This window comes from Bradyrhizobium sp. HKCCYLRH2015 (genome assembly GCF_051168215.1).
Classification (GTDB): Bacteria; Pseudomonadota; Alphaproteobacteria; order Rhizobiales; family Xanthobacteraceae; genus Bradyrhizobium.
The window spans coordinates 198944-214863 of the sequence record NZ_JBNPUO010000004.1; the positions used below are offsets into that span (position 1 = coordinate 198944).

The window sequence follows — 15920 nt, forward strand, 5'->3', positions numbered from 1 at the left end:
TTGTCAGAGATCTGATAACATGAGAGACGGATAATGTCACATGCGCGCAGCGAATACACCGCGTTCCGGAGCCAGGCGCCGGAGCTGTACGAGGCCATCCTGGCGGTGAGCCAGCAGGCGGCCAAGGCCGGCCTCGACAAGCAGTTGCTCGAGCTCGTCAAGATCAGGGCGTCGCAGATCAATGGCTGCGCATTCTGCGTGCAGCATCACGTGCTGCTGGCCGAGAAGCTCGGCGTCTCCGCCGACAAGATCAACCTGGTCGTCGTGTGGCGCGAGGCGCCGCAATTCTCGGCCCGCGAGCGCGCGGCGCTGGCGTTCACCGAGGCGCTGACCACGCTGCACGGCGGCGTCAGCGACGAGGTCTACGCCCAGGCGCGGGCCGAATTTTCCGAAACGGAGCTGGTGTTCCTGACGTCGGCGATCGGCGTGATCAATCTCTGGAATCGCTATGGCGTCGCGTTCCGCTGGACGCCGGCGGAGCGGCCGGCAAGGGCGCCGTCCTGAGCTGCCTGGAACCGCAGCGGGGCCGGGCGGGTTATGCGTGCAACTCAGAGGAGGCGCGCGTGACCGGGACGGACGAACCGCTCGAGCCGGAGGATTTCCCGCTGGAAGCCGATAAGCAGCGCGTTCAGCGCCAGGACGGCAAGCCGATCGCCACGACGAAGAACGAGGCGATGGCGCACGAGATCGCCGAGCGTCTCAATGCCGAGGAGCAACGCCGCGAAGAGGACAAGTGGTCGGCGTGACCGACGACAACGAGCTCATGAGTTGCCTTGCGAGACGGCGGGCCGCGCGATGTGAACGATGATCTCGCGGCTTGCGCCATGCACCTCGCCGGGAGAGGTCGGATCGAGGGTGACAGGTCTACCACTCATAATTCCCGTGCGGCTGCCCCTCACGCCAACCCTCTCCCCGTAAGAACAGGGCGAGGGAGCACACCGGTGATGGCGGGCAAGCTTGTGTCTCTCTGAGAGCCGCGGGAGACAGATACCGGCTGCAAGCTAATAAGTATGTCGCGCTCAGAACGGATTGGCCGGCTGCGCGCGCTTGGGGCCTTCCGGCTTGGGCTCGACCGCGAGGCTGGGGTCGGTCGGCATCACGCGCGCGCCGGCAGCGCGGGCGACCTGGCCGGTGGTCGAATGACGCGCTTCGTCGGCCGACTTGATCTCGGGCGGATGCCAGCGGTCGCGCACCAGCATCGTCAGCGCGCCGACACACACCAGCGCAATCGCCGCTGAAACGAGCGCCGGGCCGGCTCTGCGATGTGGGTTGGCTGTCACCGTCTGCGATCCTCCGCGCAGACAACCCGGAACGGTGGGCCGCGGTTCCAGCCGCGCCGGCGATCAGTTCCGGTCGCGCCCGGCGGCAGCATCGGCCGCAGGTCCGGGCGGCGAGGGTCCGAGCGCGCCGGTGGTCAACGGCGGCTGCGACGCGGTGATCTCCTCCAGCCCGACCTCGCGGCCGCGGCCGCCGATCAGGCGCTCATAGGCCGCGATCAGCGTCATGTAGGGATTGACCCAGATCCAGCCATCGCGCGTGAACAGCTGGACGTCGAAATGCAGATGGCGCGTGGTGCCGTTGGGATGGTCGAGATAGTTCGAGACCACGCCGATCGGCTCGCCCTCGCGCAAGCGCCGGCCGTTGAGCAGGCCGTCGGCATCCATCGCCGAAGGGTTCATGTGCATGTAGCGGAAGCGGATGTGCTCGGTGCCGCTGTTGACCTGCACCGTCACGGCCTGCTGCCGGGTCGAGCGGATCACGACGCCGTCGCGCGCGGCGAGCACGCGCTGCCGCCACGGATTGCAGCCCTCGGCGCCGTCGCGCCGCACCGGGCAGGCCCCCGGCCTGAGATCCTGGCCCTGATGGCCGAAGCCGCTGGCGCACTGGCCGACGTTGAAGCTGCGCGCCTCGCAGAAATTGTCGCGCCAGGGATACTGGCTCCACGGCTGATCGAATTTGTCGCTCGCACGCCGGCGGCCGAACGACTGCGAGTGCACATAGGCCGGTGCATCCAGGGGATAGCGGATCTGCGAATAGACGGTGCGGTCGGCCCGCCCGCTCCGGCCGCGTCCGCCGCTGTTGGCGACGATGTCGCCAACAGGCCGATAGGTGAAATCGGCATCGAACGTGACCGGACGCTCGGCTGTGAGCGGCGCGATCTCCGGCGGGATGCGCGACGGCTGCCCGCCGGCGATGCGCAGCGCCTTCAGGAAACGCTCGGCGATGGGATAGGCCTCGCGGCAGGCGAGGCGCCGCGGCCGCGGCGCGCTGTCGAGACACTGGATCGAGACCACGTAGGGCACGCCGAAGCGGGTGAAGGCGTAGCGGACATAGCCCTCGCGAATGAAGCGGCGCAGATCTGGATATTGCGCTGACAGCGCCTTGACGCTTTCGCCCTTGCCGCCGGCGGGATCGGCGACCTCGTAGGTGAGGAGTGAGCCGGTGATCTGGATCTCGACCGGCTTGGCGAAGACGCGCGACGGCAGGCCGGAGGTCACCTCCGGCGGCAGCGAGAACACGGCGTCGTAGCCGGACGGACCGGCATCGAACAGGTCGGTCTGGAAGTCGGCCTGATAGCGCGACAGGTCGCGCGCCGCGATGGCGGCGCTGCGGCGCGCAGCGAGATAGGCGATGGTGTCGAACGGCAGCAAAACGGGGACCGGACTGCGTCCGATCCCCGTGAAGATGGTCGAGGTTACGCCGTTGAGCTGGACCAGCGCGGGCCTGCGCCGGGCATCGCCGGCGGAAATACCGCTCCGGCGCGCGGACAGAGCGAAGTCGGCGGCGACCTCGGGCGCCGCGTTGAGCTCGGAGCGGAGCTGATCCAGCGCCGCGCGCCAGTCGGCGCGGTTGATGGTGAGGGCAGGCGGCGCGAAGTCATCGGCCGCGCGCGTCGTCGATGGCGCGGCCAGCGTGATGATCGCCGCCAGGGCGGCGATGAGCGTGATGACCCGTGCCCCCAAATTCCCCCACGCCCCCCGGCGTCAGATCCTAGAGATGCCTCAGTCCTTGGCGCGCTCGCAGTAGGAGCCGTCCTCGGTCATGACGACGATGCGGGTGCCGACCGTGATATGCGCCGGCACGCCGGTGCGGACGCCGTTGGAGAGCACCGCCGGCTTGTAGGACGACGACGCGGTCTGGCCCTTGGTGACCGGCTCGGTCTCGACGACCTCGAGCGTGACCCGCTGTGGCAGCGTGATTGCCACCGGGACCACGTCGTGCATCGACAGCTTGACCGTCATGTTCTCCTGGAGATAGGCGGCCTGGTTGCCGACCACGTCCTTCGGCACCTGGACCTGGTCGTAGGTCTCCGGGTTCATGAAGTGGAAGCCGTCGGCATCCTCGTAGAGGAACGTGAAGTTGCGCTCCTCGATCGTCGCCTTCTCGACCTGGTCGGTGGTCTTGAAGCGCTCCGAGATCTTCACGCCGTCGCTGATTCGGCGCATTTCGATCTGGCTGACCGGGGTGCCCTTGCCGGGATGGATGTTCTCGGCGGTCACGACGACATAGAGCTTTCCATCTTGCTCAATGACGTTACCCTTGCGAATAGAGCTGGCGATGACTTTCAAAGCTGTTTTCCTGACACTGAAAAGGGGGCGCCGGCCCAAGCCGGGGCGCCACGCGACGCGGAATGCGGTTTCGGGCGGCAACATACTGATTTTGTCCGGGGTTGCCAGTCTTTTGCGGCCCGAACGGACGACCCTCTGATGTCCCGGGAGCCCGCGCCTTCGCCGTGGTGGTCGCCGCAGCGGCACGCCGATGTCAGGCCGTTCCTGCTCGCCCGGGCCGCGATCACCCGGGCGTTGCGAGCCTGGTTCGACGAGCAGGGCTTTACCGAGGTCGAGACCGGCATCCTGCAGGTGTCGCCGGGCAACGAGACCCATCTGCACGCACCACGCACCGACCTGACGGGGCCGGATGGAACCCGCTACCGGCGGTTTTTTCGAACGTCACCGGAATTCGCCTGCAAGAAGCTGCTGGCGGCCGGGGAGCGGCGGATCTTCGAGTTCGCCCGGGTGTTCCGCGACCGCGAGCGCGGCGACCTGCACCTGCCGGAATTCACCATGCTGGAATGGTATCGGGCGGAGGCGCCTTACGACGCGATCATGGCCGACACCGTCGTGGTGATCGCCCACGCCGCCCGGACCACCGGCATCCGGCAATTCGCGTTCCGTGGCCGCACCGCCGATCCCTTCGCCGAGCCGGAGCTGCTGACGGTTGCCGGCGCGTTCGCGCGCCATGCCGGGATCGACCTGCTCGCGACCATCCGTGACGGTGCGGGCGACCGTGCGGCGCTGGCCCAGGCCGCCGCCGGCAAGATCCGGATCAGCGGCGACGACACCTGGTCGGACCTGTTCAGCAAGGTGCTGGTCGAGCATGTCGAGCCGCATCTCGGGCAGGGGCGGCTCACCGTGCTCTATGAATATCCGGCGCCGGAGGCCGCCCTGGCACGGGTGGCGGCCGACCCCCGCGTCGCCGAGCGGTTCGAGGTCTATGCCTGCGGCGTCGAGCTCGCCAATGGCTTCGGCGAGCTCACCGACGCCGCCGAGCAGCGCCGCCGCTTCGAGCAGGAGATGGCCGAGAAGGAGCGCCGCTATGGCGAGCGCTATCCGCTCGACGAGGACTTCCTCGCCGCTGTGGCCGAGATGCCGCAGGCCAGCGGCGTGGCGCTCGGCTTCGACCGCCTGGTGATGCTGGCGGCCGGCGCCGTGAGGATCGACCAGGTGGTGTGGACGCCGCCGGCAGGTGAGCGATGAACAGGATCGAACGTCCGACGACATTGCGCAGCGCCGAGGATCTCGTCGCGCAGGGACTGGCCGACCCGGCGGAGCAGCCGGCGCTGGCGCGCGTGGCGCAGCGCTACGCCGTGGCGGTGACGACGCATCTCGCCGACCTGATCGACGCCGATGATCCCAACGATCCGATCGCGCGCCAGTTCGTGCCCAGCCCGGACGAGCTGAAGGCCGCGCCCGGCGAGCGCGGCGATCCGATCGGGGACGATTCGCATGCCCCGGTGCCCGGCGTCGTGCACCGCTATCCCGATCGGGTGCTGCTCAAGCTGGTGCATGTCTGCGCGGTCTATTGCCGCTTCTGCTTCCGCCGCGAGATGGTCGGGCCCGGCAAGGACAATGCGCTGTCGGAGGAGGCCTATCGCGGCGCGCTCGACTACATCCGCGGCCATCGCGAGATCTGGGAGGTGATCCTCACCGGCGGCGATCCGCTGATGCTGTCACCGCGGCGGCTGAAGGAGATCATGGCCGATCTCGCCGGCATCGAGCACGTCAGGATCATCCGTATCCACACCCGTTTGCCGGTCGCCGATCCCCAGCGCATCACGCCAGCGCTGGTCGACGCGCTGAAGGTGCCGGGCGCAACGACCTGGGTCGCGCTGCACGCCAACCATCCGCGCGAGCTCAGTCCTCCGGTTCAGGCGGCCTGCGGGCGGCTGATCGATGCCGGCATTCCCATGGTCAGCCAGTCGGTGCTGCTGCGCGGCGTCAATGACGATGCGGCGACCCTGGAGGCGCTGATGCGCGCCTTCGTGGAGATCCGCATCAAGCCGTATTACCTGCACCATGGCGACCTCGCGCCGGGCACGGCGCATCTGCGGACCACGCTGGCGCAAGGTCAGGCCCTGATTCGAACGCTGCGCGGCCGGGTGTCCGGCCTGTGCCAGCCCGACTACGTGCTCGACATTCCCGGCGGCTACGGCAAGGCGCCGGTGGGGCCGCAATACCTCACTGCCGATGAAACTGTTGAGCAGGATCATGTGGCAGCTGCGCAAACGCGCTATCGTGTGATTGACTATTGCGGTGAGGCGCACCTCTATCCGCCCGCCGCGGGATGAAGTGTCCTGCTGATTCCGCTGACACGGAGGAGCAACATGAAGAGACTTGCGATCGCGATGGGGCTCCTGATGGCCGCGACTGACGGCATCGCGCTGGCGCAGAGCGGCAGCGGCTCCTCCGCCGGCACCGGATCGAAGAGCGGCATGCCGCCGCAGGCGCCGATCGGCCATCGCCAGGTGCGTCCCAGCGACCTGCCGAAGGCCGAGCAGACCGAAGACAATTCGATGAGCGGCATGACCAAGGAAGACCGCGACCTCGATCGCAAGATCAAGGGCATCTGCCGCGGCTGCTGAGTCCGACCAGCGGCGCGCCCGACGCGCGCCGCCTTATTGGTTCGTGAGCGTTACGCCGAGCGCTCGCGTGGGGAGTTGCGAAGCGCCGCACGCCGGGCGGCGACGGCTTCGGCGAGCTGCTCCAGCACCTCCACCGTCGTGTCCCAGCCGATACAGCCGTCGGTGATGCTCTGGCCGTAGGTCAGCGGCACGCCCGGCTTGACGTCCTGCCGTCCGGCGACGAGATGGCTCTCGATCATCACGCCCATGATGCGTTGCTCGCCTGCGGCGAGCTGGCGGCCGACGTCGGCGGCGACCAGCGGCTGGTTCTCCGGCTTCTTGCTCGAATTGGCGTGGCTGGTGTCGATCATCAGGCGCGCCGGCAGTCCAGACTTGATCAGCTCGGCCGCGGCCTGCTCGACATGGGCGGCGGCGTAATTGGGGCCGCTTCCGCCGCGCAAGATGATGTGGCAGTCCTCGTTGCCCGTGGTCGCCGCGATGCCCGAGCGGCCGCCCTTGGTCACCGCCATGAAATGATGCGGATGGGCGGCCGATTTCACCGCATCAGCGGCGATGCGGATGTTGCCGTCGGTGCCGTTCTTGAAGCCGACCGGGCACGACAGGCCCGAGGCCAGCTCGCGGTGGATCTGGCTCTCGGTGGTGCGCGCGCCGATCGCGGCCCAGGCGACGAGGTCGGCGATGTACTGCGGCGTCGTCATGTCGAGGAATTCGCATCCCGCCGGCAGGCCGAGATTGTTCACGGCGGACAACACGCTGCGCGCGAGCCGCAGGCCCTTGTTGATATCGAAGGAATTGTCGAGGCCGGGATCGTTGATCAGGCCCTTCCAGCCGACGGTGGTGCGCGGCTTCTCGAAATAGACCCGCATCACGATCTCCAGGCGGTCGGCGAGGCGCTCGCGCAAGGCGGCGAGGCGGCCGGCATAGTCGATCGCGGCGGCGGGATCGTGGATGGAGCAGGGGCCCACGATGACCAGCAGGCGGTCGTCGCTGCCGGTCAGGATGGCGTGGACCGCATTGCGCGCGGCCATCACCACACGGGTGGCAGTGAGGGTGCGGGGGATTTCACCCATCACCTCCGCCGGCAGGCTCAATTCCTTGATTTCCTTGATACGAAGATCGTCTGTGGTGCTCAGCACGGCGGGCTCCTGGGTCTCTTGGGTGGGCACCTGCCGGCAATAGAAAAGCCGCCAGGTCTGGCGGCTCGTTCGGATATCTTGCTGCAATGTGTCAGATTGAGCGCGATCCTCCCGCCGCCAGGGAGCTGTCGTAGCTAAAGTACCAATAGTAGCTGGTGGCGGCGTTGATCATGGTCGCTCTATAGCGGCCGCGCGGCCGCTTGTCATCTCGAAAATCGCAACCCTCGGACTCAGGCGTTGCGGGCGGCGAGCGCCATGCCGATCATCGACAGCCCGCCGAACAGCAGGTTGATGCCGACCAGCAGACCGATCGCCCACATCGCCGTGCCGGGCAGGCCCGAAATGATGATTCCGGCGATCGCGATGTCGACGACGCCCGAGATTGCCAGCCACGACCAGCGCCCGGACAGCTCGCGGCGGTGCTCCAGCGCATACATGATGGTGGCGACGCCCTCGGCGAGGAAATAGACGCCGATCACGATCGTCAGCGTCACCGTCCCCTGGACCGGCTGCGCCACCAGGATGATTCCGGCGACGATGGCGAGCACGGCCGACAACAGCGACCACCAGAAGCCCGGCATGCCGCGAGCCCAGAAGGTGAGTGCGAGCCCGGCGATGCCCGAGATCAGGAACATCCAGCCGAGGAAGATCGTGACCGCGAGGCTCGCCAGCGGGGTGAGGATCATTGCCAGCAGGCCGAGCACCGCGAGCAGGATGCCCTCGATCAGGAAGGCCTTCCAATGCGCGCGCATGGCCGCCCCCATTTGCGACCTCATGCGTTCGAGCTCGGGCGGAATCGTATCCTGGGGAAGGGTCATGATCGTCACTCCGGGCAAGGTCACGCGCTCAACGCCGCGGCCGCCTGTCCACGCACATGGTGAGGACCTGCGGCCCGGACAAGCGCGCGATGCGCGTTTCGTTGCTCTGCCGGCCGCAGCAGGCCGGGACTAGGCCGTCGTCCGCATCCGGTTGCGGCCGAAAACATAGACCGTCGTTGTGACAATCAGAAGGGCCATGCCGACGATGATCGCGGTGAGACCGAGTGGAACCAGCACGGCGGCGACGTTGCGGTCGGGGTTGAGCAGCCAGTGCCGAATGGAGGTCAGCACGAATCCGAGCCCGACGAAGCCGGCGGCGCCGCCGAACAGCAGCAGCGCCCACATCCTGCGCAGCTGGCTCAGCCTTGCCCGCGCTACCTCGGTGCGCGGCGTGTGGTGATGGGCGACCCGGCGCACCAGCCGCACGGCAAGACCGATCGAGGAGAACCCGATCAGCACGCTGACGCCGCCGAGCCAGAGGCGCGCGGCGGCGTCGAGGGTCGACGCCCGCTGCAGCAGCAGCAACGGATAGTCGAAGGCCGCATGCAGCATCACCGGAGCGGCCAGCACCAGTGCCCAGCTCGACAGCCGCGCCCCTTCGCGATTGTGGCGGTTGGCGCCGAGCGCCGTACTGGTGCGGGCGATCGCGAGATAGGCACCGGCAATGATGCCGAGCGCGCCATGAAACGGCACGGTGAGCACGCTGCGCAGCACCGCCAGCGAGCGCCACATCTCGGCATGCTGGACGAGATAAGCCAGGTTCTCGTAAGCCGCGAAGCCGAGCCCGACGGCGGCGCCGTAGAACACCGTGTCCATGGCATTGCCGACCTGCCGGCGCCGCGACCAGAGCGCGGCGATCACCGCGACCTTGGCGAGCTCTTCCGGCAAGGCGACGCCGAACAGAGCCCGGACCGCTTGCGCGATCCAGGGATTCTCCAGCGTCAGCCCGACATGCTGGAACGGGATCCGGACGATGCCGAGCAGCAGCACGCTGGCGGCACCCAGCAGGAAGGCGGTCCAGATCTTGAGCGGGGGGCCTGAATTGTCACCCGCGGCGACCACCAGCCAGAGGATCAGCAGCGCGGGCGCGATCGCGGCGGTGCCGATCACGGTCGCGAGGGCTTCGAGCAGGTTCATTTGCGATGGCAAGTAAGCCATGGTCTCCGATCATCCAATGCGGCGGGGCCGAACCGGCCGCCACCACCCGCACGGGGGATGGATTTGACATCGGTCCGTGGCCGCACGGCAAGATCTACATGTCGGCAGAATGAGCCGCCCTTCAAGGGAAAGAACCCCGTCCGGATGCTCGATTGGGGAGGGACCGCTGTGCGGCCGCAGTCCGCGGCCGCACGGCAGGGCTCAACGGGGCCGGGGTCCTTTTGGCGTCGCCGTATCGCTGTCGCGCGCCGGCGCCTCCTGGCGCGGCTCGCCCGGGGTCCAGGCGTCGGTGCGGGAGGGGCTCGGCGCCTGGGCGGTCGTCGGCGTTTCCACGCAGCTCAAGCGCGGCGTCGGGTCGGCTACGCGCCGGCACTCCAGACCCTCAGCAAAAGCGGTCTGGCTGATGGCGCACGCAACCAGGACAATCGAAAGAACAACTCTCATGGTGCCCCTCGGAGCAGGCTCGGCTCGCCCGTGATGCAGGCTCGACTCGGTCGTATTGGCCGATCATCTCCAGCTTGGTCGCAAAAGCGTGCATTTGTTTGACCATTCTCGCCGTCATTCAAAAAAAACTTCCGAAAATCGCTTGCATTATTGGAAGGTTGCAAGTCATGCGCGAGTTCTGGCCGGCGGAATGAATGCGCGGTTGCGCTCGCTCTCGAACGGCGCCAAGTGCGCGGCCGGCGCCGAGCCGCTGCAGGACCATTTGCCCCCAGCTTGCGCGGCATGAGCGGTCGGCCGGGCTTGATGTGGCGGATGGATCATGGTCGGTTGCCGCGATGAATTCGCCGCCTTGGTCAGCTTCCGACAGAGCCTGTGGTCCACGCTATCGCCGTGGCTGGGTCGACGACGCCGTAGCGGCCATCGAGGCCGACCAGTGCCGGACCGCCGACACGCATCTGATCCGGCTGATCGTGCCCGCGCTCGCCGGCATCGACATCTACCTGAAGGACGAATCGACCCACCCGACCGGGAGCCTCAAGCATCGGCTGGCCCGATCGCTGTTTCTCTATGCGCTATGCAACGGCCATATCCGGGAAGGCACGCCGGTGGTCGAGGCCTCCTCCGGGTCGACAGCGGTCTCGGAGGCCTATTTCGCGCAGATGATCGGCGTGCCGTTCTACGCGGTGATGCCGCGCACCACCTCGGAAGAGAAGATCGCCGCGATCACGCATTACGGCGGCAATTGCCACCTCATCGACGACGGCCGGTTTCTCTATGCCGAGGCGGCCGCGCTCGCAGGCCGGCTCGGTGGCCATTACATGGACCAGTTCACCTTCGCCGAGCGCGCCACCGATTGGCGCGGCAACAACAACATCGCCGAGTCGATCTTCAACCAGTTGCAGGGCGAGCGCTGTCCGCTGCCGGAATGGATCGTGATGGGCGCAGGGACCGGCGGCACGTCGGCGACGATGGGCCGCTATCTGCGGTACCGCCGCCACCCGACGCGGCTGTGCGTCGCCGATGTCGAGCATTCGGCCTTCTTCGACGCCTTCTGCAACGGCGACAGCGCCCGGACTTGCGAACGGCCGTCATTGATCGAAGGCGTCGGCCGTCCGCGCTGCGAGCCGTCCTTCGTGCCTGGCGTGGTGGACCGGATGATGAAGGTGCCGGATGCCGCGTCCGTGGCGGCCATGAACGTGCTGACGCGGCGGCTGCGGCGGCCGGTCGGCGGCTCGACCGGAACCAACTTCCTGGCGCTGTGCCGGCTGGCGGCGGAGATGCGGCAGCAGGGACAGACGGGGTCGCTGGTCACGCTGATCTGCGATTCCGGGGAGCGCTACCGCCAGACCTATTACGAGCCGCAATGGCTGTCCGCGCGCGGTCTCGACCCCGCGCCGTACGAGGCCGCTCTGTCCGCCTTTCTTGATACCGGGGCGCCGCTACGGCTCGATATTGCCGATGCGGGGAATCCGCTGCCCGCCTGAATGCCTCCGCGCGCGTCGTGGTGAGAGCCGCGGCGAGCGGTGTCCGGATGCCCGGCAATGTGCGCGATCCCTGATCTGGATCAACGAAGAAGGCGCCGGATTGCGCTTTGGTCCGACCCCGAGCAGGGCTCCAAGGGCGCGCCGGAACGCAGGTTCGGGACGTGGGCAGGGGAAGGACGGATCAGGTGATGAACTACGACAGCTATTTCGACCGTGCCCTCGACCAGTTGCACCAGGAGCGGCGCTATCGCGTCTTTGCCGATCTGGAGCGCCTCGCCGGCCGCTTCCCGCGCGCGATTTGGCATTCGCCGGAGGGGCCGAAGGATGTCGTGATCTGGTGCTCCAATGACTATCTCGGCATGGGCCAGCATCCGAAGGTGATCGGCGCCATGGTCGACGTGGCCGCGCGCATGGGCACCGGCGCCGGCGGCACCCGCAACATCGCCGGCACCAACCATCCGCTGATCGAGCTCGAGCGCGAGCTCGCCGATCTCCACGGCAAGCAAGCGGCGCTGGTGTTCACCTCGGGCTACGTCTCCAACGAGACCGGCATCTCGACCATCGCAAAACTGCTGCCGAACTGTCTGCTGCTGTCGGACGCGCTCAACCACAATTCGATGATCGAGGGCGTCCGCAAGGCCGGGAGCGAGAAGCAGGTCTGGCGGCACAACGACCTCGCCCATCTCGAAGAGCTGCTGCGGGCGGCCGATCCCGACCGTCCCAAGCTGATCGTCTGCGAGAGCCTGTATTCGATGGACGGTGACGTCGCGCCGTTGCACCGGATCTGCGATCTCGCCGAGCGTTATGGCGCGCTCACTTACGTCGACGAGGTCCATGCGGTCGGCATGTACGGCCCGCGCGGCGGCGGCATCGCCGAGCGCGACGGCGCGATGGCCCGCATCGACATCCTCGAGGGCACGCTCGCCAAGGCCTTTGGCTGCCTCGGCGGCTACATCGCTGCCAATGCCAATCTGATCGATGCCGTCCGCTCCTATGCGCCGGGCTTCATCTTCACCACCGCCTTGCCGCCGGCGGTTTGCGCCGCGGCGACCGCCGCGATCCGCCACCTCAAGACCTCGCAGTGGGAGCGTGACCGGCACCAGGATCGGGCGGCGCGGCTCAAGGCCGTACTGAACGCCTCGGGGCTGCCGGTCATGCCGTCCGACACCCACATCGTGCCGGTGCATGTCGGCGATCCCGAGAAGTGCAAGACGGCGTCCGACCTGCTCCTGTCCGAGCACGGCATCTACATCCAGCCGATCAACTATCCGACCGTGCCGCGCGGCCTGGAGCGGCTGCGGATCACGCCATCGCCCTACCATGATGACGGCCTGATCGACGCCCTGGCCGAGGCGCTGGTCGACGTCTGGGACCGGCTCGGCCTTGCACGGGCGCCGCAGGCGCTGGCCGCGGAGTGAGCCCGTTCCGCTGACCTGTCACATCGGCCTGTCAGTTTGATCTGCCGCAATGCCGCCCGCGCCCGCGCGGGCGTAGTCTTTTGCGTTCAGGGAAAATGCCGGTTCGGCAAGGCCCGGCCGGCGCACAGGCGAGGGCGGCCATGGCAAGGATCATCGAAGCGCTGCTGCAGGAGCACGAGAATCTCGAGAAGCTTCTCTCGGTGCTCGAGCACGAACTGGAGCTGTTCGATCACAATCGGCGGCCGGACTACGACATTCTGCAGAGCATCATCGCCTATTTCGAGGACTATCCGCAGCGCTGTCATCATCCCAAGGAGGAGATGATCTTCGGCAAGCTGCGCGAGCGCGATCCAGCCGCGGCCGCGGCCTATGGCGACGTCGACGACGAGCACGAGACCGAGGCGCGGCGGCTGCGCGGCTTTGCCGACGCCGTGAACGCGGTGCTGTCGGACCAGGAGATCCTGCGCGAACGCTTCCACGCCGCCGTGCATGAGTTCATCGACAGCCAGCGCGAGCATCTGCGCAAGGAGGAGACCCTGCTGTTTCCCGCGGCGCTGCGTACCCTCCAGGCGGAGGATTGGGCCGACATCGACGCCCGCATGTCCGACCGCAAGGACCCGCTGTTCGACGGCGACGTCGCCGAGAAATTCCACAATCTCGAGCGGACCATCCTGCGCTGGGAACAGGAGGCGGAGCAGGCGCGCGCCACGGCCGGCTGATGGCATTTTGCCCAATTGCGCCCCGCGAGCCGTGGACTATAGTTTCAGCTCGGGGGCAGGCACTCGTCTCGGAGTTGGCTATGACCGCTTTGAACACAGGGCTCGAACCGGCCCGAGGTTCGCAGGATGCAGGTGCCGTCGACGCGACGGGCAGGCCTGCGCAGGTCCCGATGGCGCAGCAGAACGCCTTCGGCAGCCACGGCTATGACATGTATCCGCAGAAGCTCATCCGGCTGTCGGGCTGTCAGGAGCGCGCGCTCCGTCGCGAGAAGAAGCTCCCGTTGCTGCTGAGCTGACGGTGCTGCCCCGTAAGCATACGGTTGGCTGGCTTGTATTAAGACATCGTTAACCAGGCCGCGCGACCCTGTTTGCATACTCCCCCAGGAGTGCGACGGAACCGGACGGCCGGAGCCGGCAGTCGCGACAAAAGGCCGGCGGCGTAACGCCCGCCGGCCTTTTTGCGTGGGCGGGGTGTCCCGGAATCCCCCTGGATCAGTTGCGTCGCGCCAGCGAACGCAGGAAGCCCTGATATTCCTCGTTCAGCTCCATATCGACGGCGGGTGCGAGCCGCAGCAGCACGTTGGCGATGAACGCCTGATCGTTGCGGGGGTCCGCCAGCACCTCGCGCAGCACCGGGACGTTGTCCTCGATGTGGTGCAGGAAGGCGACGCCTTTCTCCGCCGTCTCGGTCCAGCGCGCCCGCGTCCATTTCGCCAGCGGATACATGATCTCGTGGACGAAGTTCGATTTGCGCGCCTTCTCGAAGAAGCGCAGTCCGGCGCTCCAATTTTCCTTGGCGCGCAGCGGCGGTGGGGACAGATCGCCGGTCAGCATCTTCCTGCCGGCCTGGCCGACGAAATCGTCCAGCGTGGTCGGCGCATCGATCGTGGCGCGGAAGTGCCACAGCGCGAACGAGCCGGGAAAATCCTTGCCCATGCCGTCGAGCAGGGCCGTCTCGACCGTGTCGACCGCCGCCTTGTCGCCCTTGAGCGACGCCGTCATCGCGAAGGCGAACAGCGCGTCGTTGCCGACCTCATGGACGCCGCCGTTCTTCAATTGCGCCGCCGACAATGCGGGCGTCTTGCCGTCGGCAGGCACCGTGGCCTCGCCGGCGCGTTGCGCCTTGATGAAGGCGGTGATCTCGAGCCAAGCCGTGAGGTTGGCGATGAAGGCGTCGGGATCGACATGCACGATGGCGAGATTGAGCGGCTCCTTGCGCGTTCTCAGCTCGGTCATGTCGGTCATGTCGCACTCCGCAGCAGCTCGCCGCCGAACGGTCTGTCGCCTTTGCGACATGATGGCTCGTTCGACGAAGATGCCGGGAAGGGCAGCAAGAAGGGTGCCACGGTCTTGTCGGGCTCGCGGGCACGGCGCGATCCTCGGAACGAGTCTTGCTCGGGCTGCTTCGCGTGCGATGTTCGCAACGGAAAGCATGAGGCCAGTGAATGTTCACCCGTGTCTGCAAGGCCGACACCATCGACGAAGGCGGCATGCGCCTCGTGATCGCCGATGCCCAGCTCATCATCCTGGCCTGGCCCGACGATGGCAAGCTCAAGGCGTTCCAGGGCGTCTGCCCGCACACCGCGGCGCCGATGGAGGAGGCCGGCTTCGACGGCCGCGTGCTCAGTTGCCCCGTGCACAATTGGACGTGGGATGCCCGTACCGGCGCACCGCTCCACCCTCCGGAGAGTGCGTTGGCCGCGTATCCGGTGAAGGTCGAGGACGGCGTGGTCTACATCGACACGGACGGCATCTCTCCGCTGTTTGCGGCCCGTTGAGCATGCGGGACCAGACTGGAAAGACCGGCACGGGGTGGCTTGCCCGGCCGGCGAAACGCCTCTATACGTTCGGCGCGCGGCACGGAATCACCGTCGGTGGTTCAGCCGACCTCGCAGATCATCGCCTCAAGCGGCTGATTTGCTGAAGGTTTTGCCGAAACGTGCAAGCGGCGATGGCACCGGGGCCTCGTGCCCTCTGGCATCGTGCGTATTGCTCCCTTCGTCTATCGGTCAGGACGCCACCCTTTCACGGTGGAGAGAGCGGTTCGATTCCGCTAGGGAGCGCCATTCCGCGCCGGCTTTCCTTCCATCTCCGATCTTGAAACGGACGGTTTGCGCCGAGACGTGTCGGCGCGGGGTCCTGCATCCATGAATCGCACGCCCAGTACGTGATCCGGTCAACCGTCCATTAGGGTCCTTGCCGTACTGCAGCGGGCGAGCAGGAGCAGGATGATGGCCGCGCCCAAGAAGCGGGAAGCCCGCAAATCGATGAAGCAGCCGGCGTGGATCACGCTGGATGGCGGGTTCGCCGTGCGCCATTGCCTGGTTCAGGACATTTCCAGCGCCGGCGCCAAGCTGACCTTGCAGGACGCGGCGGCGCTGCCGGCGACCATCCGGCTCGCCTTCGCGCGCGACGCAAGAACCGGCCGGCAGTGCCAGGTGGTGTGGCGCCGCGGCGCCTCGGTCGGCGTCAAGTTCATCGGCAAATAGGCCAGTATCGCTTCACTGCCGCAGACGCGCTAACAAGCGGCATGTGTCGATCTCTCATCCTGGGCGTCCTCGCGGCGTTCGCCGCCGTGACCGTTGCGGCCGCCGGCTCGCC

Annotated in this window: 18 protein-coding genes and 1 tRNA gene; 12 read left to right on the forward strand and 7 right to left on the reverse strand. The window is 67.3% G+C overall.

The window, feature by feature from the left end; genetic code table 11:
* Window positions 1–33 precede the first annotated feature (33 nt).
* Together ACQR1H_RS12040 and ACQR1H_RS12045 are read left to right on the forward strand one after the other, a co-directional pair.
* Window positions 34–504, forward strand: a complete 471-nt coding sequence (locus ACQR1H_RS12040) for a carboxymuconolactone decarboxylase family protein (RefSeq protein ID WP_316178886.1) — start codon at window positions 34–36, stop codon at window positions 502–504.
* A gap of 59 nt (window positions 505–563) precedes the next feature.
* Complete coding sequence (locus ACQR1H_RS12045; RefSeq protein WP_434907588.1) at window positions 564–746, forward strand: hypothetical protein; 183 nt, start codon at window positions 564–566, stop codon at window positions 744–746.
* A 273-nt stretch (window positions 747–1019) separates the two neighbouring features.
* Here ACQR1H_RS12045 and ACQR1H_RS12050 read toward each other — a convergent pair whose 3' ends face one another.
* The 3 genes from ACQR1H_RS12050 to efp all read right to left on the reverse strand — a co-directional run bounded on the left by ACQR1H_RS12050 (window position 1020) and on the right by efp (window position 3569).
* Window positions 1020–1280, reverse strand: a complete 261-nt coding sequence (locus ACQR1H_RS12050; protein ID WP_315800095.1) for a hypothetical protein — start codon at window positions 1278–1280, stop codon at window positions 1020–1022.
* 63 nt (window positions 1281–1343) lie between these two features.
* Window positions 1344–2963, reverse strand: coding sequence for a M23 family peptidase (locus ACQR1H_RS12055; protein ID WP_434907589.1), 1620 nt, complete (start codon window positions 2961–2963; stop codon window positions 1344–1346).
* A 39-nt stretch (window positions 2964–3002) separates the two neighbouring features.
* A complete protein-coding gene (gene efp, locus ACQR1H_RS12060; RefSeq protein WP_006614774.1) occupies window positions 3003–3569 on the reverse strand; it encodes an elongation factor P in 567 nt (188 codons plus the stop codon).
* A gap of 138 nt (window positions 3570–3707) precedes the next feature.
* Between efp and epmA the strand changes: the two genes are divergently transcribed.
* The 3 genes from epmA to ACQR1H_RS12075 are packed head-to-tail and all read left to right on the forward strand — an operon-like array spanning window position 3708 to window position 6142.
* Window positions 3708–4757, forward strand: coding sequence for an EF-P lysine aminoacylase EpmA (gene epmA, locus ACQR1H_RS12065; protein WP_434907590.1), 1050 nt, complete (start codon window positions 3708–3710; stop codon window positions 4755–4757).
* Window positions 4754–5848, forward strand: a complete 1095-nt coding sequence (locus tag ACQR1H_RS12070) for a lysine-2,3-aminomutase-like protein (RefSeq protein WP_434907591.1) — start codon at window positions 4754–4756, stop codon at window positions 5846–5848. The genes epmA and ACQR1H_RS12070 overlap by 4 nt, the downstream gene beginning before the upstream one ends.
* A gap of 36 nt (window positions 5849–5884) precedes the next feature.
* Window positions 5885–6142 carry a hypothetical protein gene (locus tag ACQR1H_RS12075; RefSeq protein ID WP_315800091.1) on the forward strand — a complete coding sequence of 86 codons (258 nt, stop codon included), beginning with the start codon at window positions 5885–5887 and terminating at the stop codon, window positions 6140–6142.
* A 50-nt stretch (window positions 6143–6192) separates the two neighbouring features.
* On the opposite strand, the gene ACQR1H_RS12080 is transcribed toward ACQR1H_RS12075, so the two are convergent.
* From ACQR1H_RS12080 to ACQR1H_RS12090, 3 genes are all read right to left on the reverse strand, one after another.
* The gene (locus ACQR1H_RS12080; RefSeq protein ID WP_434839504.1) at window positions 6193–7278 is read right to left on the reverse strand and encodes a 3-deoxy-7-phosphoheptulonate synthase; all 1086 of its coding nucleotides are present in this window, start codon (window positions 7276–7278) and stop codon (window positions 6193–6195) included.
* A 230-nt stretch (window positions 7279–7508) separates the two neighbouring features.
* A complete protein-coding gene (locus ACQR1H_RS12085; protein WP_316178874.1) occupies window positions 7509–8096 on the reverse strand; it encodes an HdeD family acid-resistance protein in 588 nt (195 codons plus the stop codon).
* Window positions 8097–8225: 129 nt separating this feature from the next.
* Entirely contained in the window at window positions 8226–9254 is a 1029-nt protein-coding gene (locus tag ACQR1H_RS12090) for a PrsW family glutamic-type intramembrane protease (protein ID WP_315800088.1), read from the reverse strand.
* 779 nt (window positions 9255–10033) lie between these two features.
* On the opposite strand from ACQR1H_RS12090, the gene ACQR1H_RS12095 reads away from it, so the two are divergent.
* From ACQR1H_RS12095 to ACQR1H_RS12110, 4 genes are all read left to right on the forward strand, one after another.
* Window positions 10034–11182: a PLP-dependent cysteine synthase family protein gene (locus ACQR1H_RS12095; RefSeq protein ID WP_434839505.1), complete on the forward strand. Its 1149-nt coding sequence runs from the start codon at window positions 10034–10036 to the stop codon at window positions 11180–11182.
* 188 nt (window positions 11183–11370) lie between these two features.
* Window positions 11371–12600, forward strand: coding sequence for a 5-aminolevulinate synthase (gene hemA / locus ACQR1H_RS12100; protein WP_434839506.1), 1230 nt, complete (start codon window positions 11371–11373; stop codon window positions 12598–12600).
* 140 nt (window positions 12601–12740) lie between these two features.
* Window positions 12741–13319, forward strand: a complete 579-nt coding sequence (locus ACQR1H_RS12105) for a hemerythrin domain-containing protein (RefSeq protein ID WP_315800085.1) — start codon at window positions 12741–12743, stop codon at window positions 13317–13319.
* 80 nt (window positions 13320–13399) lie between these two features.
* Entirely contained in the window at window positions 13400–13615 is a 216-nt protein-coding gene (locus ACQR1H_RS12110) for a hypothetical protein (protein WP_315800084.1), read from the forward strand.
* Between the two features lie 196 nt (window positions 13616–13811).
* Here the strand turns inward: ACQR1H_RS12110 and ACQR1H_RS12115 are convergent, their stop codons facing one another.
* Complete coding sequence (locus ACQR1H_RS12115; protein ID WP_316178867.1) at window positions 13812–14564, reverse strand: hypothetical protein; 753 nt, start codon at window positions 14562–14564, stop codon at window positions 13812–13814.
* Window positions 14565–14764: 200 nt separating this feature from the next.
* Between ACQR1H_RS12115 and ACQR1H_RS12120 the strand changes: the two genes are divergently transcribed.
* The 3 genes from ACQR1H_RS12120 to ACQR1H_RS12130 all read left to right on the forward strand — a co-directional run bounded on the left by ACQR1H_RS12120 (window position 14765) and on the right by ACQR1H_RS12130 (window position 15808).
* Window positions 14765–15097, forward strand: coding sequence for a Rieske 2Fe-2S domain-containing protein (locus ACQR1H_RS12120; RefSeq protein ID WP_316178866.1), 333 nt, complete (start codon window positions 14765–14767; stop codon window positions 15095–15097).
* Window positions 15098–15310: 213 nt separating this feature from the next.
* Window positions 15311–15385: transfer RNA gene (locus tag ACQR1H_RS12125), tRNA-Glu, on the forward strand.
* A gap of 165 nt (window positions 15386–15550) precedes the next feature.
* On the forward strand, window positions 15551–15808 hold the full coding sequence (locus tag ACQR1H_RS12130) for a PilZ domain-containing protein (RefSeq protein WP_315712079.1): 258 nt from the start codon (window positions 15551–15553) through the stop codon (window positions 15806–15808).
* Window positions 15809–15920 lie beyond the last annotated feature (112 nt).

Excerpts from the sequence above, each read along its gene's own strand:
- ACQR1H_RS12040 (WP_316178886.1), top strand. The coding sequence starts at position 34 with ATGTCACATGCGCGCAGCGAATACACCGCGTTCCGGAGCCAGGCGCCG.
- epmA (WP_434907590.1), top strand. The coding sequence starts at position 3,708 with ATGTCCCGGGAGCCCGCGCCTTCGCCGTGGTGGTCGCCGCAGCGGCAC.
- ACQR1H_RS12070 (WP_434907591.1), top strand. The coding sequence starts at position 4,754 with ATGAACAGGATCGAACGTCCGACGACATTGCGCAGCGCCGAGGATCTC.
- ACQR1H_RS12075 (WP_315800091.1), top strand. The coding sequence starts at position 5,885 with ATGAAGAGACTTGCGATCGCGATGGGGCTCCTGATGGCCGCGACTGAC.
- ACQR1H_RS12085 (WP_316178874.1), bottom strand. The coding sequence starts at position 8,096 with ATGACCCTTCCCCAGGATACGATTCCGCCCGAGCTCGAACGCATGAGG.
- ACQR1H_RS12090 (WP_315800088.1), bottom strand. The coding sequence starts at position 9,254 with ATGGCTTACTTGCCATCGCAAATGAACCTGCTCGAAGCCCTCGCGACC.
- ACQR1H_RS12095 (WP_434839505.1), top strand. The coding sequence starts at position 10,034 with ATGAATTCGCCGCCTTGGTCAGCTTCCGACAGAGCCTGTGGTCCACGC.
- hemA (WP_434839506.1), top strand. The coding sequence starts at position 11,371 with ATGAACTACGACAGCTATTTCGACCGTGCCCTCGACCAGTTGCACCAG.
- ACQR1H_RS12105 (WP_315800085.1), top strand. The coding sequence starts at position 12,741 with ATGGCAAGGATCATCGAAGCGCTGCTGCAGGAGCACGAGAATCTCGAG.
- ACQR1H_RS12110 (WP_315800084.1), top strand. The coding sequence starts at position 13,400 with ATGACCGCTTTGAACACAGGGCTCGAACCGGCCCGAGGTTCGCAGGAT.
- ACQR1H_RS12115 (WP_316178867.1), bottom strand. The coding sequence starts at position 14,564 with ATGACCGACATGACCGAGCTGAGAACGCGCAAGGAGCCGCTCAATCTC.
- ACQR1H_RS12120 (WP_316178866.1), top strand. The coding sequence starts at position 14,765 with ATGTTCACCCGTGTCTGCAAGGCCGACACCATCGACGAAGGCGGCATG.
- ACQR1H_RS12130 (WP_315712079.1), top strand. The coding sequence starts at position 15,551 with ATGGCCGCGCCCAAGAAGCGGGAAGCCCGCAAATCGATGAAGCAGCCG.